Raw genomic sequence first — 19,285 nt, forward strand, 5'->3', positions numbered from 1 at the left:
TAAGGAAGTCAAAAAATAAAACTAATTGGTTAGAGCTGGGAAGGCTGGCTCGGCCGGGGCGTCACCCGGCCGAGCGCTGGAGAGGTGGGCCGTTATGATTTACGGCGGTCGTGGACCCGTTTTGCCTTGCCTTCAGAGCGGGCAAGACGGTTGGCTTCAACGATCTCGATCCGGGTGCTGATGCCGATGTAGGACTTGATGTGGTGAGCCAGTTCTTTGGCTGCACCCGCGCGGGTCTCCTCACTGTCGGAGGCGTTCGGTTTCAGTTCTGCGCGGATGTCGACACAGTCCAGATTCCCGTCTTTGTAAACCTCGATCTCGTAGTGAGGCGCCAGCGCTTCACACTTGAGAACCTGCTCCTCGATCTGGCTCGGGAACACATTGACCCCGCGGATGATCAGCATGTCATCGCTGCGGCCGGTGATTTTGTCGATACGGCGCATCGGGCGAGCTGTTCCCGGAAGCAGGCGGGTCAGATCACGGGTGCGATAGCGCAGGATCGGCAGGGCCACCTTGGTCAGGGAGGTGAATACCAGTTCACCGTATTCCCCGTCGGGCAGAACTTCGCCGGTTTCCGGGTTGATGATTTCTGGATAGAAATGGTCTTCCCAGATGGTGGGGCCGTCTTTGGTCTCAATGCATTCCATGCCGACGCCGGGGCCCATCACTTCGGACAGCCCATAGATGTCCAGTGCCTGGATGCCGAGCCGTTCCTCGATTTCGGTGCGCATGGCATTGGTCCACGGCTCGGCGCCGAAGATTCCAAGGCGCAGTGGCAGCTTGTGGGGATCGATGCCCTGGCGTTCCATTTCGTCCGCAATATTGAGCATGTAGGACGGGGTCACCATGATGATGTCAGGCTGGAAATCGGTAATCAGCTGAACCTGTTTCTCGGTCTGGCCACCTGACATGGGGATCACCGTGCAGCCAAGGCGTTCGGCGCCGTAGTGAGCCCCAAGACCGCCGGTGAACAGGCCGTAGCCGTAGGACACGTGAACCTTGTCGCCCCGGGAGCCGCCGCCAGCCCGAATGGAGCGGGCAACGACGTCGGCCCAGGTACTGATATCACCCTGGGTATAACCCACCACGGTCGGCTTGCCGGTTGTGCCGCTGGAGGCGTGAACACGGACAACCTGGTCCATCGGAGTGGCAAACATGCCGAACGGATAGTTATCCCGCAGGTCGGCTTTGGTGGTGAATGGAATCTTGGCCAGATCGTCCAGCGAGTTGATGTCCATCGGCTTCAGGCCGATTTCATCAAATGCGTTTCGATAGAAAGGCACGTTGGTGTAGGCATGGACGACGCTCCAGCGCAGACGCTGAAGCTGTTCGTGGCGGAGCTCGTCGATGCTGGCGGTCTCCATGCGGTCAAGTTTGCCAAGTTTTTGTGATGGTAAGCTCATAAGTCTGTCCTGCTTGTTTTTGTGCTTAACGGGAGCGTTGCATCCGAGGGATCAGCCAACGCTGTCGACCCGTTCAATAATCAATGCGATACCCTGCCCGACACCAATGCACATGGTGCAAAGTGCGTAACGTGCCTTCAGGCCTTCTTTGTGGCGGCGCTCGAGTTCATTCAGAGCCGTGGTCACCAGACGAGCGCCGCTCATGCCAAGAGGATGCCCCAGGGCGATAGCGCCGCCGTTCGGGTTAACGTGTTCTGCGTCGTCCGGCAGGCCGAGGTCCCGAGTGACAGCCAGCGCCTGGGCGGCAAACGCTTCGTTCAGTTCGATGACGTCCATATCGGCCAGTTCCAGGCCAGCGGTTTTTAGTACCTTGCGAGTAGCCGGCGCTGGACCGAAGCCCATAATGCGTGGCTCAACCCCGACGGTCGCCATGGCGACCACGCGGGCCCGCGGTTTCAGATTGTACTGCTGCATCGCATCGCTATTGGCCAACAGCAGGGCGCAGGCGCCGTCATTGACGCCGGAAGCATTGCCGGCGGTCACTGTGCCATCGTCGCGGAACGGGGTTGGCAGGGAGGCCAGTTTCTCAAGACTGGTTTTCCGGGGATGCTCGTCGGTGTCAACAATCAGTGGATCCTGTTTGCGTCGGGGCACACTGACGGGTGTGATCTCATTCGTCAGGCGGCCTGCAGCCTGAGCAGCGGCTGTCCGCTGTTGGCTGCGCAGGGCAAACGCGTCCTGATCTTCCCGGGAGATGCCAAAATCAGCGGCAACGTTCTCGGCGGTTTCGGGCATGGAATCGATGCCGTACTGCTTTTTCAGTACCGGGTTGACGAAGCGCCAGCCGATGGTGGTATCGAAAATTTCTGCCTTACGGCTAAACGGAGTATCTGACTTGCCCATGACGAACGGCGCCCGGGACATGGACTCCACACCCCCTGCAAGCATCAGGCTAGCTTCGCCGGTACGGATGGCGCGCGCTGCGCTTCCGACTGCGTCCATGCCAGAGCCGCACAGGCGGTTGATCGTGCTCCCGGGAACGTCGACCGGAAAGCCAGCAAGCAGCAATGACATGCGGGCAACATCGCGATTGTCTTCGCCAGCCTGGTTGGCACAGCCATACAGGACATCATCAATCTTTGACCAGTCCACGCCCGGGTTCCGTTCCATCAGGGCTTTCATCGGAATGGCTCCGAGGTCATCGGCCCGAACGGACGCCAGGGCACCACCATAGCGGCCGACCGGGGTGCGAATGGCATCAACGATGTAGGCGTCTTGCAAGCGAGTATCTGCGCTCATGAGTTTTCCTCCGAATTAATAACAGGGCCGCGGACCTGGTAGGATTTTCCCCGGAACAGGGCAACAGTACGGCCGTCCTGATTGGTTACGGTGATGTCGTAGACGCCTGTTCGGCCACCGCGGGATTGTTCTTCGGCTGTTGCAGTCAATACGTCGCCGACCTTGGCGCCATACATGTAGTCGATGCTGCATCCGGAGGCGACGGTGGCCTTGTCATAGGTGTTGCAGCTAAAGGCAAAGGCGGAATCGGCGAGGGTGAACAGGTAGCCCCCGTGGCAGGAGCCATGTCCCTGAATCATGTCGTCGGTCACGGTCATGCTCAGAACGGCCCGGCCGGGGGCGATGGATTCGATTTTCATGCCCAGGTTCTGACTTGCCCGATCCCGGGCAAACATGGCTTCCGCACAGCGTTCGGCCAGTTGTTGCGGGTTGGTATCGGTCATGCGTAAAACCCCTTGTCAGCATGATGGTTTTTCCGGAGCAGCAAGGCCGGCCGATAGCGGTCTTCGCCGTAGCTGTTCTGGATGTTGGTGAGAACCTGAAATACCCGGCCGTTGCCAAGCCGGTCGCTCCAGCTCAGCGGTCCTTCCGGATAGTTCAGTCCGGCTTTCATGGCCAGGTCGATATCCTCTTTGGTTGCCACCCCGTGCAGCTCTGCATCGGCTGCCTCGTTCGCCAGCATGGCCACCGTGCGCATGACCACAAGGCCTGGGCGATCTTCGATCACGCTCACGGAGATGCCCGCTTTTTGAAGCAGGGCACAGGCATCGGCTCGGGCCTTGTCTGTGGCCTGGTCAGCGACACTAACGGCCAGCCTGGTGGCCTTGCCGAAGTCAAACGCCAGGTCGAACAGCGTCAGGTTGGGCGTGCCTTCCAGTCGGGCGCGCTCGGTCGCCATGCGGCCGTCGGTAAGAGCCAGTACCGCTTCTCCGAACCGGAGTTGCCCGGGCCCGTCCCGCTCAACAATTTCGAGGCCGGCCTCACGGAAGCGCTCAACCAGTTGGGCGGCAGGTCCCGTCTCGCCCTCAACGATCAGTCGTGTGTCATCGCTCTGGCAAGCGGGCTCGGTGCCAGGTTCCGGGCGCTCACTGTCTTCAGTGTAGCGGTAGAAACCCTGGCCGCTCTTGCGGCCGAGACGACCCGCCTCAACCAGTTCCTTCTGAATCAGTGAGGGAAGAAAACGGGTGTCCTGGTAATAGGAGTTGAAGACCGAATTGGTCACGGCATAGTTGACGTCGTGTCCAATCAGATCGGTCAACTCAAACGGCCCCATCCGGAAATTGCCCGCTTCCCGAAGGATGGCGTCCAGGGTCGCCGGGTCCGCCGCCCCTTCCTGGAGCAGTCGAAGGCTCTCAGCGTAGAACGGGCGGGCAACCCGGTTAACGATAAAGCCGGGTGTAGAAGTGGCGAACACCGGTTTCTTGCCCCAGTTTGTCGCGGTGGCGTGGACAATCTCTGCCACGGCATTATCCGTCGCCAGGCCTTTTACCACTTCCACCAGTGCCATCAGCGGTGCTGGATTGAAAAAGTGCATACCTACCAGGCGCTCCGGGTGGCGGAGTTTGGCGCCAAGTGCGGTGACCGAGATGGAGGAGGTGTTGGTGGCAAGGATGGTTTCTTCGTTGCACAGCTCTTCGAGGTCCGCCAGAAGCGTGCGTTTGATCTCGAGATCTTCGACGATGGCTTCAATGACCAGCCCGCTGTCGGCGATTTCCGACAGCGCACTGACCGGATGAATGCGGCCTACAATGGCGTCGAAGGTTTGCTGCTCCAACTTGCCCTTGTCCACCCGGCGCTGCAGTTGTTTTGCGACGCCCGCCCGGCCGGCTTCGGCAGCGCCCTCGCGCTGATCGTGAAGGTAGACCTTGTGACCTGCCTGGGCGGCAACCTGGGCAATGCCAGAGCCCATGGCGCCGGCACCGATGACGGCGATCGCGGTCTGGGTATCAAGTGCCTGAGTCATTTACTTCCCCTTGAAGGTCGGCGTGCGTTTCTCCATGAAGGCGGCAACGCCTTCACGGTAATCCTCGGACCGGCCAGCCATTCGCTGGAGATCTCGCTCAAGGTTGAGCTGCTCTTCAAACGTGTTGCTGGCACTGGCGTGCAGAGCGCGCTTGATCAGGGCCAGACCCTTGGTGGGCTGGGTGGCAAAGTGCCTTGCCAGTTTCATGGTCTCTTCCATCAGCGCCTCGTTATCAACACAGCGCCAGATCATGCCCCAGCTCTCGGCCTGTTCGGCGCCGATCTTGTCGCCCAGCAGGGCCATGCCCTTGGCTCGTGCCATGCCAGCGACCCGGGGTAAGGTCCAGGTGCCGCCCGAATCGGGGACCAGGCCGAGCTTGCAGAATGCCTGTACGAAACTGGCGGAGCGCGACGCGAGCGTTATGTCACAGGCGAGCGCAATGTTCGCGCCGGCGCCGGCAGCAACGCCATTTACCGCGCACAGGACCGGCATGGGCAAGTCTCTCAGGCTGCGCAGGAGCGGGTTGTAATATTTTTCGAGGGACTCGCCGAGGTCGGGAGCTTCCTGGCCCGGGGCAACACTCCGATCAGACAGATCCTGACCGGCACAGAAACCGCGGCCGGCGCCAGTAATCACCAGTACGCGAACTGAGCTGTCCTTGCGTACCTTGCTGACAGCGTCCCGCATCTGCTCGTGCATCTCGACGTTAAAGCTGTTCAGGTTGTCGGGGCGGTTGAGGGTAAGCAGGGCCACACCCTGATCGATTTCGAGAAGAATGCTCGGCTGAGTCATGGCGTTGTCCTATCAATATAGTAAAGGGTGACTTTCGGGGGCACGGTTTAGCGGCCCGTAAAGCGGGGTTTACGTTTTTCCCGGAAGGCGTCGAGGCCCTCCTGCCGGTCTTCCGTGCCAGCGAGTACCGTGAAGGCATGGCGTTCAAAACGCAGGCCTTCGGCAAGATTCATATCATTGGCCTTGCGCACAGATTCCTTGGTGAGGCGAACGGCAATGGGGGCTTTCCGGGCAATGGACTGTCCGATCTGGACGGCCCTCTCCAAGGTTAGTTCGGGTTGGCAGATTTCACTGACCAGGCCGGCCTGAAGGGCACGAGTTGCGCTGATGGGCTCGCCGGTAAGTGCCATGTGCATGGCCAGGGATTCGCCTACTTTGCGCACAAGCCGCTGGGTGCCACCCGCACCCGGCATAATGCCGAGATTGATTTCCGGCTGGCCGAAGCGGGCATTTTCGCCGGCAATGAGAATGTCGGCATGCATGGCCAATTCGCAGCCCCCGCCAAGCGCAAAGCCATTGACGGCCGCGATGATCGGTTTGGAGAAGCGGTCTATGCGCTGCCAGTGCGCGACTCTGGGATCTTCCAGGATGCCGACGAGGTCTCGTGCGGCCATTTCATTGATATCGGCGCCGGCCGCGAATGCCTTTTGGCTTCCGGTAATCACCACGGCCCGAGTGTCAGGGTCGGCCTCGGCGTCATCCAGCGCCCTGGACAAGTTGCCCAGAAGTTCAGTATTGAGGGCATTGAGCGCATCGGGACGATTCAGGGTGAAGACGCGAACCCCGTCCGCGGGTCCGTCGACGAGCAGGTTGTTTGGCATAAGCAATCCGGTGTGGCTTTGTTTTTGTTGGCAGCAGATCTGAGCTACTCGGAATCAGAGTTGCCACCAGGCGATGTTCGATTGACGAAGTGGCCGATTGGGAAAATAAGTATATCTTTTAATTGATACTCGTCAAGAATGCATGGGTCTAACTTTTGTATCACATTGGAAGGAGGGCTGCGTGGTTTTGTTAGTGTCTGATAAATCGATGAAAAATACGTTTTGAGCCAGGTTTAAGGGCGAATTGACCTAACTAAAAGCGGCTTCATGAATCCTGGTTCTGTGAAAAATGCCGCGAAAAACTATAAAGTTATCCAGAAAGTGAATCAGGAATTGTGATTGATTTGCTCGCCACAGCCAGAAAGAGGGAGGGGAAATGCCCAGTTTCAGTATAGAAGGTGTAAAGCCTGTTGTTCATCCGTCCGCTTACGTCCACCCGACAGCGATTCTTATTGGCGATGTCTGGGTGGGCCCGAACTGCTATGTGGGTCCGGCCGCCTCTCTACGGGGTGATTTTGGGCGTATCGTCTTAAAGGAAGGAGCGAACATTCAGGATACTTGCGTAACTCATGCCTTTCCCGGCAAGGATGTGGTTGTCGAGGTAAACGGTCATGTGGGGCATGGCGCCATCCTTCACGGATGCACGGTTGGCGAGGATGCCATGGTAGGGATGAATGCTGTGGTGATGGATGAGGCGGTTATTGCACCCCGATCCATCGTCGGTGCGTGTGCTTTTGTGAAGGCTGGATTTTCATGCGATCCCGGTTCCCTGATTGTAGGCTCTCCAGCCAAGGTGCTGCGGACCCTGAGTGACAAAGAGATTGCCTGGAAGCGGAAAGGGACCGAGGAGTACCAAAGGCTTACGACGCGCTGCCTCGAGACTGTCGAAGAGTGCGCGCCCCTTGCTGAAGCCGACCCGGAAAGGCCAAGGCTCGAAATGAGCGATTATCAGCCCAAACACGAGCAACCTTGAATTCGGTAACCGAACAGGCTTCGCGTCCAGATTTCGCAGTTACTAAAAAAGCCGGGCTTCGCCCGGCTTTTCAGGTTAAGACGGGGCAGGGTTAGCCGTTCCCTTTCTTCATCTCCTCATACTCTTCCTCAAAGAAAAACTTCTCTTCCCCGAACGCCGGCTCCAGCTCGTGCAGCCAGGTGGCGGTTTCGCTGTACTTGGCGAAGAACGGGCGTTGCACCCAGTCGGGGTTTCGGCCCTGAAGGAAGCGCAGGACGAAGACCTTCTCGCCGGCGATTTCCGCGATGCCCTGGATCTCAACCTTGCCCGGGCCTGCGCTCATGGACGGCCCGCGGGCGGTGCGTGCCAGACCGCTGACGCTCTTCATGGCCTCGCGGTAGATCTGGAACGCCTCGGCCAGAGGCACTTCGAAGTAGTTCTTGGCGCCGGTGTCCCGCTCCACAAACATGTAGTAGGGAATGATGCCGAGCTGGACTTCCTTCTTCCACAGCTTGGCCCATGCCTCGGCATCGTCATTGACGTGCTTGATCAGCGGGCCCTGGGCACGGATTTCAGCACCGGTCGCGCGAATGCGGCGAATCGCCTCTTCGGCAATGTCGGTGGTGATTTCCTGCCAGTGGTTGTAATGGGCCATGATGGCGACGTGCTTGCCCGCATCCACGAGTTTGGCAAACAGATCGATCAGCTCGTCTGCATCCTTGTCGGTCACGAAGCGATAGGGCCAGAAGGTCAGCGCCTTGGTGCCGATGCGGATGGTCTGGATGTGGTCGAATTCCGGTTCAAGCAGGGGTTCGAGGTACTGGACCAGGTTCTTGGTCTTCATCACCATCGGATCGCCACCGGTGACCAGCAGATCCGTCACTTCGGTGTGTTCCTGCAGGTAGCCGTGCAGCTTTTCGGCTTCGGTGCTGGCCATCTTCAGGTCTTTATCGCCGACGAACTGCGCCCAGCGGAAGCAGAAGGTGCAGTAGGAGTGGCAAGTCTGGCCCTGGGCCGGGAAGAACAGGACGGTTTCCCGGTACTTGTGCTGAACGCCGTCCAGTACTTCGCCATCAAGCTCCGGCATGTTCATTTCCATCTGCCCGGCCGGATGCGGGTTCAGTTCGTCGCGGATTTCCTTGGCCACCGCCTGGATGTCCTTCTTGTCGGCACCGCTCCGGTGCATCTCGGCCATTCGCTCGTAATGCTCGTCTTTCAGCATGCCTTTCTGCGGAAAGACCAGTTGGTAAATCGGGTCGTTGGGAACCTTGTCCCAGTTGATCAGCTCGTTGATCACGTACTCATTTACCCGGAAGGGCAGCACGCTGGCCACGACCTTCATTTCGAACAGGGTTTCTTCGGGGAGGTTCTGGATGATCTCGATCTTGTCGAGCTGTCGGTCGGTGTAGACCTTGAAGCGCCGTTCTTCGAATTCGGTTGTGGGAATCCGATTCGGAAAGGTGACGATGGAATTCATAGATCGCCCTCTGAGTTGAGTGCCAATAGACAGGAGCGTGGGATTACCATCACTCCGCTGGTTAAAAAACGGGCAGGGGAGTATACATAAGTTGGTCTTTCTTTTCAGGTCTAATTAAAAAACCGTGTGCGACTCGAGGGTTATCGGCATCTTGTAAGCGAAAAAGTGCAGAAAATCGGCTAAATATCGCTAAAAGTCGTGATAGGTGCGGGTGAGCAATTTTTAGTGTGTGAACTAAATGCTCTTTGGTAGGAATACTACGACCTTGGTCTGAATATGGTTGTTTGATGGTCTAAATACAGTCATTATTCCGTAAGTAATCGCAAGTTATTTCATTTCAAGGGATTGGAATGCCTGTTTAGTTGAGCGTGCTAACGATAATGTAGTAAAAATACTACGTAAAGGCGGGGATCCCTCAGTTCCGGACGAGACCGGGTGCCCAGGGCCAAAAGCCGTTAACTTACAGGGTGATCGGGCGTGAATCGGACAGGAAAAGTGGGAAAGCTGTTCTATGCTTGATGGAGGTTCTGCGCGCTGTCTTGCGGCGCCACTGTCACGCGGATACACCCATAACAATGTCACGCGGATACACCCATAACAATACTCTGCAATCTATCGCAGCTAATCGACACCGCACGCGCCTGGCTGCTGATCGTGGCCCGCGCTGCACTCTTTGATGCCAAGGGGAGGGTTTGATGTACCAGGACGATGATCCCATTGAAACCAGTGAATGGCTGGACGCGCTCGAGTCTCTGATCGAGCAGGAAGGCGTTGACCGGGCCAAGTATATTCTCGAGAGGCTGTCCGAGCGGGCAAGCCGAGATGGCACCGAGCTGCCTTACTCCATTACCACGCCGTTCCGTAACAGCATTCCGGTGACTCAGGAAGCGAGGATGCCGGGCGACCTGTTTATGGAGCGTCGTATCCGGTCGCTCATTCGCTGGAATGCCATGGCGATGGTGCTTCGAGCCAATCAGCGTCCTGGCGAACTGGGCGGGCACGTCTCCTCCTTCTCCTCTGCGGCCACGCTCTACGACGTCGGATTCAACTATTTCTTCCACGGCGGTGACGAAAAGCGGGAATCGGATCTGGTCTATTTCCAGGGCCACTCTTCCCCCGGCATCTACGCCCGGTCCTATCTGGAGGGCCGGTTTGAAGAGGAGCAGCTGGATAAATACCGGGAAGAGGTGGACGGCACAGGCCTTTCCTCGTACCCGCATCCGTGGCTGATGCCGGACTACTGGCAGTTCCCGACCGTTTCCATGGGCCTCGGCCCCATTCAGGCCATTTACCAGGCCCACGTCATGAAGTACCTGCACAGCCGCGAGCTGATTGACATGGGCGAGCGCAAGGTGTGGTGCTTTGTCGGTGATGGTGAATGCGATGAGCCGGAAACCCTGGGCTCCATTTCCATGGCGGGCCGGGAAAACCTGAGCAACCTGATCTTTGTTGTTAACTGCAATCTGCAGCGGCTGGACGGCCCGGTACGGGGCAATGGCAAGATTATCCAGGAGTTGGAGGGTATCTTCCGGGGTGCCGGTTGGAACGTGCTCAAGGTTGTCTGGGGCCGGATGTGGGATCCGCTGTTCGAGAAAGACAAAGACGGACTGATGCAGCGCGTGATGGACGAAGCCGTCGACGGCGATCTGCAGAACTTCAAGAGCAACGGCCCGGCGTATACCCGCAAGAACTTCTTCGGCAAGTACCCTGAGCTGTCCAAGCTGGTGGAGAATCTGTCGGACGAAGACATCAACAAACTCAACCGCGGCGGGCACGACCCGTACAAGATCTACGCGGCCTATCACAAGGCCGTGCACGATCACGGTAACCGGCCGACCGTTATCCTGGCCCATACCATCAAGGGGTACGGTTTCGGTACCGCCGGTGAGGCCCAGAACACTGCGCACTCCCTGAAGAAACTGGATCTGGATCAGCTCAAGGCGTTCCGTGACCGGTTCGGGGTGCCGTTGAAGGACGAGGAACTCGAGGAAGTTCCGTATTACCGTCCTGCCCCGGACAGCCCGGAAATGGTATACATGAAAAAGCGCCGGCAGGAACTGGGGGGCTTCTACCCGAAGCGTCGCAAGGATTGCCAGCGCCTGGAAACGCCGCCCCAGGACACCTTCAAGGCCCTGCTGGAAGGCTCCGGTGAGCGTGAGATTTCGACCACGATGGCCTTCGTTCGCATGTTGACGGCACTGACCAAGGACAAGCGGATTGGCAAGCGCGTCGTTCCGATTGTGCCCGATGAGGCGCGAACCTTTGGTATGGAGGGGATGTTCCGTCAGTTGGGGATCTACACCTCCGAAGGCCAGAAGTATGTGCCGGAAGACCGTGACCAGATCATGTACTACAAGGAAGATAAAAAGGGCCAGATCCTCGAGGAGGGGATCAACGAGGATGGCTCCATGGCGGCCTGGATGGCAGCGGCCACGTCCTACAGCACTAACAATTTCCCGCTGGTGCCGTTTTACATCTTCTACTCCATGTTCGGTTTCCAGCGGGTCGGTGACCTGGCTTGGGCCTCCGGTGACATCCAGGCGCGTGGCTTCCTGATCGGCGGCACAGCCGGTCGTACCACGCTCAACGGTGAGGGCTTGCAGCACCAGGATGGTCACAGCCATATCCTGGCCCAGACCATCCCCAGTTGTAAGGCCTACGATCCCGCGTATGGCTATGAGATGGCGATAGTTGTGCAGCATGGCATCAAGGAAATGTTTGAAGACAACCAGAACGTCTTCTACTACTTGACCATCGAAAACGAAAACTACCAGCAGCCGGCGATGCCCAAGGGCAAGAAAGTTGAGGACGGTATCATCAAGGGCATGTACCTGCTGGACTCGATCGAAACCAAGGGTCGCAAGAAGACGCCGCGGGTCCAGTTGCTGGGTTCCGGTGCCATTCTGAACGAGGTCCGGGCTGCAGCGGAGCTGCTGCAAGAGGACTTCGGTGTTGCCAGCGACGTCTGGAGCGTCACCAGCTTCAATGAACTGGCCCGTGATGGCCTGCACGTTGAGCGCTGGAATCGACTGCACCCGGATGATTCGCCGAAGAAGGCCTACATCACAGAGTGCCTGGAGAAGCAGCAGGGGCCGGTGGTGTCCTCCACCGACTACATCAAGCTGTTGTCCGAGCAGGTGCGCGCCTACATTCCCAAGACCTACCTGACCCTGGGCACCGACGGTTTCGGCCGGAGTGATACCCGTGAGAAGCTGCGCAGCCACTTTGAGGTGGACCGCTATCATGTGGCGGTCACCGCACTGACCGCTCTGGCACGGGATGGAGAGGTCAAGAATGACGTGGTTCTCGAAGCCATGCGGAAGTACGGAATCGATCGCAATAAAACGAACCCGGTGCTGAGCTAAGGAGACCGCCATGAGTGAGCAGGAAATCAAGGTTCCGGATCTCGGCGGTGCGGACGAGGTCGAGGTTATCGAGATCATCGTCAGCAAGGGGGATTCGGTTGAGGAAGAGGATCCCATCCTGACGGTAGAGTCCGACAAGGCGTCGGTCGAACTGCCGTCCCCGGGCGCCGGCAAAATCACCAGCATTACGGTGAAGGTTGGCGACAAGGTTAAGGAAGGCGATGTCGTCGGGACCATGGAGGCCGACAGCGGTGACTCGGGCTTGGACGAAGAGGCCGAGGACAAGCCCGACGAGAAGTCCGAGGAAGCGCCTGAGGCCAAGTCCGAGGACGAGTCTGAAAAAAGCAAACCGGCACCGAAAAAGTCCGGTGGGTCCCGGAAGGAAACCGTCAAGGTTCCGGCGCTCGACGGGTTCGATAACGTGCCGGTTATCGAGATCAATGTCGCCGAGGGTGATTCCATTGATGCCGACGATCCGCTGGTGACTGTCGAGTCCGACAAGGCGACCATGGAGATCCCTTCGCCCTTTGCCGGCAAGGTTGGCAAGATCCTGGTGTCCGACGGCGACAAGCTCTCCGAGGGCGATGATCTGATTGAGATGACCGTCGAGGATGAGGGAGGAGAGTCCGAAGGCGAGGTCGAATCAGAGGCGGAGCAGCCAGCGTCCAAAGACCAGGGCAAGTCTGAGGACAAGCCCAGGAAGCAGGAGGAGGCGCCGCAGCCCCAGGGCGCGACCTATGAACCGCCGGCGCCGGGCACGAAGGTTCACGCCGGCCCGGCCGTCCGTAAACTGGCCCGAGAGCTGGGTGCGGATCTGACCCGCGTCAAGGGCTCAGGGCCCAAGAGCCGGATCCTCAAGGACGACGTTCAGGCCTACGTGAAAAGCCAGTTGCGGCAGGCTCAGCAGGGCGGTGCGGTAGGCGCCGGTTCTGGAATTCCGGGCGTGAAGCTGCCTGATTTCAGCCAGTTCGGCGATATCGAGAAGGAAGCGATGTCCCGCATGATGGCGGCGACAGCCACCAACATGCAGCGAAGCTGGCTGAACGTGCCTCACGTTACCCAGTTCGAAGATGCGGATATCACCGACATGGAGGATTTCCGCAAGGCGCAGAAGGCGGCCGGCGAGAAAAAAGGCGTGAAGATGACGCCCCTTCCTTTCCTGCTGAAAGCCTGCGCTACCGCGCTGGCGGCGTTGCCACAGTTCAATGTCTCCCTGGACATGGACAGGAAGGAAGTGATCCGCAAGAAGTACATCCACATTGGCATTGCCGTGGACACGCCTAACGGGCTGATGGTTCCGGTAATTCGTGATGTGGACAAGAAAGGGCTCTGGGAGCTCGCGGCGGAGAGTGCCGATCTGGCTCAAAAAGCCCGTGACAAGCAGCTCAAACCTGCGGAAATGCAGGGTGCCTGTTTCACAATCACCAGTCTCGGTGGTATTGGTGGCACCGCGTTCACACCGATCGTGAATACGCCGGAAGTGGCGATCCTGGGCGTTTCCAAGGCAGCCATGAAGCCGGTTTGGGATGGCAAGGCCTTCCAGCCCCGGTTGATGCTGCCGTTGTCGCTGTCCTACGATCACCGTGCGGTGAACGGGGCGGACGCGGCGCGTTTCACGACGTTGCTGAGCCAGTTGCTGGGGGATATCCGGTCCCTGTTACTGTAACAGGCGATGGGCTCCGGCATTTTCCGGAAGTGAAAAAGCCGGGAGGGCATGACGCCCTCCCGGCTTTTTTTGTGTGGTCGGAATTCAGTTGGCGAAGAACATCCAGTCAAAGTAATCGTGCAGGTCCTGCATGGTTGCCGCTTCGTAAGGCTGGGTCAGTTCAAACAGCAGGTTCTGGTCTTTGGCTTTTTTCATCGTGTCACCTCATTGGTTAATAAGCTGAACAGGGCGGAGTGTCTCCGTCGCATTCCTTGCAAGGTATTTAAAGCATCAGCCATGCCAAAAAGGTCCAGCTGCTAAGTTTCTGAATTTATTAGTATGAAGTTTGGCGTAGCGTAGGGTGCGAGGGTGGTATGGTTCAAGACGGTGCCGTTTGCACCGGGATGGAACGAAAAAGCCCCGGCAAATGCCGGGGCCTTCCCTGAGTTAACTTCTAAAGGAGCTTAGAAGTTGTACTGCGCGGCAAACAGGATGCGGCTCGCATCGCCGTCGGTGCCATCAACGTTTTCACGGTCCAGCAGTGCGTATTCGACACCCATCATGACGTTCTTGACTGGTGTCCACTGGTAGTTGGCCATGATCGCAGAGTTGGTTTCACTCTGGTCAGCGACTGCAACGCCATCGGCTTCCGCGTCGTCCCAGTCAACGGTGACCATGCCGTAGCCGACGTTGATGCTGCGACCGCCGCCCAGGCTGATGCCGGTGCCAATGGTGCCGCCGTAGCCGGTGATGGTTTCGACATCACCAGAGGCTGGGTCAACATAGGCGCTGGCGGCACCGAAGTTCTCACCAGAGCGGTACAGGTAGCTGTTCGCGCCGTCAGTGTAGGACAGGCTGCCCTGGATGGTGAACATATCGGTCAGCGCGATCTTACCTGCGACGAAGGTCGCGAAACCGAAGGACGATTCATCGTTGGTGCCGTCGTCATAGCCCACCTGATGTGCCAGGACGGCTGCGGAGTACGACAGGCCGCCGGCGGAATCTTCCAGGCGAGCCGTCAGCGACGGCATGGACTGCTTCTGAATGCCGTTGGCTGCATCTGTTACGAAGCTGGAGCGCGGATCCTCAAGGGAGAGTGACAGCGGACCAGTGGTGTAACGAACCTGGGGGATGCGGCTCTGGTAGCCTGCTACGCCCGGAAGCGAGTCGAAGTCGAGGGTTGAGGTGTTGCCGACGAAACTGGTGTAGTTCGACCAGGTCTGACCGGCCAGAACGTTCATGTAGGAGCCGTAAGCGTGACGCAGACGGAGGCTGCCGCCGCCACCACCACGGAAGTCACCTTCCACGTTGACCATTACGCCTTCGGGGCTGGTGGCCTTAACGCCGATCCGGCTCTGGAAAGCGTCAGCGCCGAAGTGACCTTCGGCCGCGTTGTCGTTACCTGCGAGACCAGCGTAGGAGCCCGAACGGGTACTGAGCGCCTGGTTACTGTCGATATCGTAACTGGCGTTCAGGCGCGCGTAACCATAAACGGCCATGTCGTAATCGCCAGCGGTGAAGCTGACGGCGCCGGCTTGTCCAGCCACGCCCAATACTGCTGCTGCTGCCGTCGCACGAATTGCCGTTCTTAATTTGTTGCTTTGCATCGTTGTTGTCTCCACACATTATTGTTGTTGGACCCAGAAACAAGGTAGTTACGAATTTGTGACAATTCAAATGAATTCACACATTATTTAGACGAATGTCTATAGCCGCTTTTCCTTGTTTGACAGACATCTGCGGTTGATTAATTGGCGTACAATCGTTCCATGACCTCCGAAAGTACATATCTGCAAGACACCACTTTCGCGTTTCTCGACATCGAAACGACGGGAGGCAACTCTTCGCGTGACCGGATTACCGAGATTGGTATTCGTTTCTGGCGTGCCGGAGAAGCGGTTGGGGAGTGGCAGACCCTGTTGAATCCCGAGACTCGTATCTCCCGGTTTATAGAGAACTTTACGGGCATTTCCAATGAGATGGTATCGGACGCCCCGTTGTTCGCAGATGTTGCCGACGACCTGGAGGCGCAACTCGAGGGCACGGTGTTCGTTGCTCACAACGCCCGTTTTGACTACGGCTTTATCAAATCCGAGTTTCGCAGGCTGGGGCGCGTATTCTCGGCCAGGGTGCTGTGCACGGTAAAGTTGTCCCGCCGGCTTTACCCGGAATTTCACCGGCACAACATGGATGCCCTGATTGAGCGCCATGGGCTGGCCCGGGTGCAGCGTCACCGGGCCATGGGGGATGTCGAGGCGATGCTGTCGTTTTTCCTCCATGCCCGGATGGACAAAGGCGATGGGCGACTGGAGCAGGCAATCGGGGACCTGCTCCAGCGCCCAAGCATTCCCTCGCACCTGCCCCTGGATACGCTTAAGGACCTGCCGGTGGGGCCCGGTGTGTACCGGTTTTACGGTGAGAATGATGTGCTGCTCTATGTTGGCAAAAGCACCAGCATCGCCCAGCGGGTCGCTTCCCATTTTTCCGGAGATCACAACACCAGTCGCGGTGTACGGATGTCCGAGAGCCTCCGCAGGGTGGACTGGACCGAAACCGCCGGAGAATTGGGCGCGCTGCTGTTGGAGCTCAAACAGATCAAGACTTTGAAGCCGATGTTCAACCGTCGGTCCCGCGCTGCCAAAAACCTGGTGAGTATCGAGTTGAGCGAAAACGACGAAGGTTTCCTACAGGCGCGTCTGGTTCGGGAGATCGAGCCGCACCGGTTGGGTGACTATTTCGGTTTGTTCCGAAGCAAACGTGACGCCGAACGTGCGCTAAGCGGCATCGCCACGAAAAATGACTTGTGCAACCGCCTGCTGGGGCTGGAGCCTGATCATGCTGGCGCCTGTTTCCAGCGGGCACTCGGGCGCTGCAAGGGGGCCTGTGAAGGGCAGGAGGATGTGACCCGTTATAATCTTCGAACCCAGATCGCGTTCCACAGTTTGCGTTTGCAGACCTGGCCATGGAAAGGGCCGGTAGGCGTGGTCGAGCGCGACCGGTTGGCCGGGCGAACCGACATCCTGGTGGTCTATAACTGGATGCATGTCGCAACGGTGCATGAGGAGAGTGATGCCCATGAACTGTCCCTGCGAGGCCAGGCGGTCACGTTTGACCTGGATTCCTACAAGCTTCTCATCAAGGCGTTGATGGGGCGGGATGGCAGGGATCGGAAAATTATTGAATTGCCGGCGGTCGGTGAACCGGATGTTCTTATGCCCTGAGTGGCGTATCATAAAAGATGCATCCGCATACGTACTTACTTGCCCGGTGCGGTAACTTTACTATCGTAGTGCGTCCAACCGCGATTCCCGAGAGAGATTTATGAACAGAGAGCCCGTCACTCGCGAACTTTTCAATGAAGTCATGGTCCCCAATTACGCCCCCGGTTCAATCATTCCGGTTCGAGGCGAAGGCTCCCGCATCTGGGATCAGGAGGGTCGGGAATTCGTCGATCTCCAGGGCGGCATCGCGGTAACCTGTCTTGGGCATACCCATCCGGGTCTTCTCGGGGCATTGCAGGACCAGGCAGAAAAACTCTGGCACCTGTCCAATGTTATGACTAACGAGCCGGCGCTGCGTCTTGCCAAGACGCTGTGCGACCTCACCTTCGCCGAGCGTGTGTTCTTTGCAAACTCGGGCGGCGAAGCCAACGAGGCGGCATTCAAGCTGGCCCGTCGCTATGCCTGGGAGCATTACGGGCCCGAAAAGAACGAGATTATTTCCTTCAAGAATGCTTTCCACGGTCGCACCCTGTTCACCGTCAGTGTCGGTGGGCAGCCCAAGTATCTCGAAGGTTTCGAGCCGGCACCCGGTGGCATTCACCACGCTGATTTCAATGATCTGGAATCTGTGAAGAAGCTGATCTCTAAAGAGAAGACCTGTGCTGTGGTGGTCGAGCCGATTCAGGGTGAGGGCGGAGTCATGCCCGCGGATCCGGAATTCCTGAAGGGGCTGCGCCGACTGTGTGACGATAACAACGCCCTCCTGGTTTTCGATGAAGTCCAGTCCGGTGTGGGCCGGACCGGGCATCTGTACGCCTACGAAATGTATGGCGTGGTCCCCGATATCCTGTCCAGTGCCAAAGGATTGGGCGGTGGCTTCCCGGTTGCTGCCATGTTGACCACCGCCAAGGTGGCGGCCAGCCTCGGTGTGGGCACCCACGGCAGCACTTATGGCGGCAACGCGTTGGCCTGTGCCGTCGCGCAGAAAGTCGTCGACACGGTCAGTCAGCCAGATATTCTGAAGGGCGTGAAGGCCCGGTCGGATCGCCTGCGCAAGGGCATGATGGACATCGGGGAACGCTATGGCGTGTTCAGCGAGGTTCGTGGTGCGGGCCTGCTGCTGGGTTGTGTGCTGACCGAAGCGTGGAAGGGCAAGGCCAAGGATTTCCTCAACGCGGGTCTTGATGAAGGGGTGATGGTACTGGTGGCTGGCCCGAACGTTGTCCGTCTGGCGCCTTCGCTGATCATTCCGGAATCCGACATTGAAGATGCGCTTGAGCGCTTTGAGACGGCGGTGAAGAAGCTGACGGCGTAAGGAGTCAATATGTGGCTTGTACGTCCGGCGCAACCGGCTGATTTGGAACAGATACTCGAGATCGCGGGCACCCAGGGTGCCCGCCTTTCCTCGACCCTGCCCAAACAGTCGGAGGCCCTTGCGCAGAAAATAGAGCACTCCCTGGCGTCGTTTGCCGGCAAGGTTCCGGCCAGCGAGGCGCCGAGATTTCTTTTCGTTCTCGAGAATACGGTCACCGGGTCCGTGGACGGCACGGCTGGCATTGATGCCCGTGCAGGCAACGGCCAGCCGTTCTACAACTATCGGCGCGATGCCCTGATTCACGCTTCCCACGAGCTGGGTGTGTCGCGCCGTGTTGAGGTGCTGTATCCTTCCCACTCCCTGACCGATCAGACCCTGCTCTGCTCCTTCTCCATCCGCCCGGAACTTCGCAACACCGACGCATTCGAGCTGTTGTCACGTGCCCGGATACTGTTCATTGCCGAGCATCGGGACTGGTTTTCATCGCGGGTGGTCGTTGAGATTCAGGGTGTGCAGGCAGACGATGGCAGTGTGCCATTCTGGGACAGCCTCGCCCGGCACTTCTTCAACATGGATTTTGAGACCGCGGATCAGTACTCGGCCGTGTTGAGCAAGACCTTTATTGCCGAACTGATGCCGCCCAATCCGATCTACGTAACCTTACTGACCGAAGAGGCCCAGTCGGCTCTGGGACAGGCCCATACTTTGACGGCGCCGAATTTCGAGTTGTTGCAGCGCGAGGGCTTTCATGCCGGTTGCTACCTCGATATTTTCGACGCCGGGCCGGTGCTGGAGGCCCGTACGGATTCGCTTCGCACCCTGGTGACCAGCCATCGCAAAACCCTGCATGGCCGGCATGACGAAGCCGGAGACCTCTGCCTCATTGCCGCCGGCGAAGCTTCAGACTTCCGGTGCGCATTAACGCACGTGGAAGAAACCCTGGACGACGAACTCAAGGTGTCAGTGAAAACCTGGACGTTGCTGGGCAAGACTGCCGGCGACGCGGTAAGGATTGCGCCTTTATGACGACAC

The 19,285-nt window shown here is 58.3% G+C and carries 14 protein-coding genes; 6 read left to right on the forward strand and 8 right to left on the reverse strand.

The window, feature by feature from the left end; all coding sequences use genetic code 11:
- Positions 1–92: 92 nt before the first annotated feature.
- Genes paaK through paaF form a run of 6 tightly spaced genes read right to left on the reverse strand, consistent with a single transcriptional unit; the run spans position 93 to position 6,278 of the window.
- Positions 93–1,403: a phenylacetate--CoA ligase PaaK gene (gene paaK, locus QQF73_RS03195; RefSeq protein WP_219866865.1), complete on the reverse strand. Its 1,311-nt coding sequence runs from the start codon at positions 1,401–1,403 to the stop codon at positions 93–95.
- A 51-nt stretch (positions 1,404–1,454) separates the two neighbouring features.
- Positions 1,455–2,702, reverse strand: a complete 1,248-nt coding sequence (pcaF, locus tag QQF73_RS03200) for a 3-oxoadipyl-CoA thiolase (protein ID WP_285367197.1) — start codon at positions 2,700–2,702, stop codon at positions 1,455–1,457.
- Positions 2,699–3,145, reverse strand: coding sequence for a hydroxyphenylacetyl-CoA thioesterase PaaI (paaI, locus tag QQF73_RS03205; protein ID WP_219866864.1), 447 nt, complete (start codon positions 3,143–3,145; stop codon positions 2,699–2,701). The genes pcaF and paaI overlap by 4 nt, the downstream gene beginning before the upstream one ends.
- Positions 3,142–4,665: a 3-hydroxyacyl-CoA dehydrogenase PaaH gene (paaH, locus tag QQF73_RS03210; RefSeq protein WP_219866863.1), complete on the reverse strand. Its 1,524-nt coding sequence runs from the start codon at positions 4,663–4,665 to the stop codon at positions 3,142–3,144. The genes paaI and paaH overlap by 4 nt, the downstream gene beginning before the upstream one ends.
- Entirely contained in the window at positions 4,666–5,457 is a 792-nt protein-coding gene (gene paaG / locus QQF73_RS03215; RefSeq protein WP_219866862.1) for a 2-(1,2-epoxy-1,2-dihydrophenyl)acetyl-CoA isomerase PaaG, read from the reverse strand.
- Positions 5,458–5,504: 47 nt separating this feature from the next.
- Positions 5,505–6,278: a 2,3-dehydroadipyl-CoA hydratase PaaF gene (paaF, locus tag QQF73_RS03220; RefSeq protein WP_219866861.1), complete on the reverse strand. Its 774-nt coding sequence runs from the start codon at positions 6,276–6,278 to the stop codon at positions 5,505–5,507.
- Positions 6,279–6,654: 376 nt separating this feature from the next.
- On the opposite strand from paaF, the gene paaY reads away from it, so the two are divergent.
- The gene (gene paaY, locus QQF73_RS03225; RefSeq protein WP_219866860.1) at positions 6,655–7,251 is read left to right on the forward strand and encodes a phenylacetic acid degradation protein PaaY; all 597 of its coding nucleotides are present in this window, start codon (positions 6,655–6,657) and stop codon (positions 7,249–7,251) included.
- Positions 7,252–7,342: 91 nt separating this feature from the next.
- Here the strand turns inward: paaY and QQF73_RS03230 are convergent, their stop codons facing one another.
- On the reverse strand, positions 7,343–8,707 hold the full coding sequence (locus QQF73_RS03230) for a KamA family radical SAM protein (protein ID WP_219866859.1): 1,365 nt from the start codon (positions 8,705–8,707) through the stop codon (positions 7,343–7,345).
- Positions 8,708–9,402: 695 nt separating this feature from the next.
- On the opposite strand from QQF73_RS03230, the gene aceE reads away from it, so the two are divergent.
- The gene (aceE, locus tag QQF73_RS03235; RefSeq protein WP_219866858.1) at positions 9,403–12,072 is read left to right on the forward strand and encodes a pyruvate dehydrogenase (acetyl-transferring), homodimeric type; all 2,670 of its coding nucleotides are present in this window, start codon (positions 9,403–9,405) and stop codon (positions 12,070–12,072) included.
- Positions 12,073–12,082: 10 nt separating this feature from the next.
- Positions 12,083–13,738, forward strand: a complete 1,656-nt coding sequence (gene aceF / locus QQF73_RS03240; RefSeq protein ID WP_285367199.1) for a dihydrolipoyllysine-residue acetyltransferase — start codon at positions 12,083–12,085, stop codon at positions 13,736–13,738.
- Positions 13,739–14,181: 443 nt separating this feature from the next.
- Here aceF and QQF73_RS03245 read toward each other — a convergent pair whose 3' ends face one another.
- Positions 14,182–15,324, reverse strand: coding sequence for a DcaP family trimeric outer membrane transporter (locus QQF73_RS03245; protein WP_219866856.1), 1,143 nt, complete (start codon positions 15,322–15,324; stop codon positions 14,182–14,184).
- Between the two features lie 162 nt (positions 15,325–15,486).
- Between QQF73_RS03245 and QQF73_RS03250 the strand changes: the two genes are divergently transcribed.
- The 3 genes from QQF73_RS03250 to QQF73_RS03260 all read left to right on the forward strand — a co-directional run bounded on the left by QQF73_RS03250 (position 15,487) and on the right by QQF73_RS03260 (position 19,279).
- Positions 15,487–16,938 (forward strand): exonuclease domain-containing protein, encoded by a 1,452-nt coding sequence (locus QQF73_RS03250; RefSeq protein ID WP_219866855.1) that lies wholly within the window; start codon positions 15,487–15,489, stop codon positions 16,936–16,938.
- 100 nt (positions 16,939–17,038) lie between these two features.
- Positions 17,039–18,253, forward strand: coding sequence for an aspartate aminotransferase family protein (locus QQF73_RS03255; protein ID WP_219866854.1), 1,215 nt, complete (start codon positions 17,039–17,041; stop codon positions 18,251–18,253).
- Between the two features lie 9 nt (positions 18,254–18,262).
- Entirely contained in the window at positions 18,263–19,279 is a 1,017-nt protein-coding gene (locus tag QQF73_RS03260) for an arginine N-succinyltransferase (protein WP_219866853.1), read from the forward strand.
- Positions 19,280–19,285: the final 6 nt, after the last annotated feature.

The sequence above is a fragment of the Marinobacter albus genome (assembly GCF_030238305.1).
Lineage (GTDB): Bacteria > Pseudomonadota > Gammaproteobacteria > Pseudomonadales > Oleiphilaceae > Marinobacter > Marinobacter albus.

Coding starts and splice junctions, on each gene's coding strand:
- paaK (WP_219866865.1), bottom strand. CDS start 1,403: ATGAGCTTACCATCACAAAAACTTGGCAAACTTGACCGCATGGAGACC.
- pcaF (WP_285367197.1), bottom strand. CDS start 2,702: ATGAGCGCAGATACTCGCTTGCAAGACGCCTACATCGTTGATGCCATT.
- paaI (WP_219866864.1), bottom strand. CDS start 3,145: ATGACCGATACCAACCCGCAACAACTGGCCGAACGCTGTGCGGAAGCC.
- paaH (WP_219866863.1), bottom strand. CDS start 4,665: ATGACTCAGGCACTTGATACCCAGACCGCGATCGCCGTCATCGGTGCC.
- paaG (WP_219866862.1), bottom strand. CDS start 5,457: ATGACTCAGCCGAGCATTCTTCTCGAAATCGATCAGGGTGTGGCCCTG.
- paaF (WP_219866861.1), bottom strand. CDS start 6,278: ATGCCAAACAACCTGCTCGTCGACGGACCCGCGGACGGGGTTCGCGTC.
- paaY (WP_219866860.1), top strand. CDS start 6,655: ATGCCCAGTTTCAGTATAGAAGGTGTAAAGCCTGTTGTTCATCCGTCC.
- QQF73_RS03230 (WP_219866859.1), bottom strand. CDS start 8,707: ATGAATTCCATCGTCACCTTTCCGAATCGGATTCCCACAACCGAATTC.
- aceE (WP_219866858.1), top strand. CDS start 9,403: ATGTACCAGGACGATGATCCCATTGAAACCAGTGAATGGCTGGACGCG.
- aceF (WP_285367199.1), top strand. CDS start 12,083: ATGAGTGAGCAGGAAATCAAGGTTCCGGATCTCGGCGGTGCGGACGAG.
- QQF73_RS03245 (WP_219866856.1), bottom strand. CDS start 15,324: ATGCAAAGCAACAAATTAAGAACGGCAATTCGTGCGACGGCAGCAGCA.
- QQF73_RS03250 (WP_219866855.1), top strand. CDS start 15,487: ATGACCTCCGAAAGTACATATCTGCAAGACACCACTTTCGCGTTTCTC.
- QQF73_RS03255 (WP_219866854.1), top strand. CDS start 17,039: ATGAACAGAGAGCCCGTCACTCGCGAACTTTTCAATGAAGTCATGGTC.
- QQF73_RS03260 (WP_219866853.1), top strand. CDS start 18,263: ATGTGGCTTGTACGTCCGGCGCAACCGGCTGATTTGGAACAGATACTC.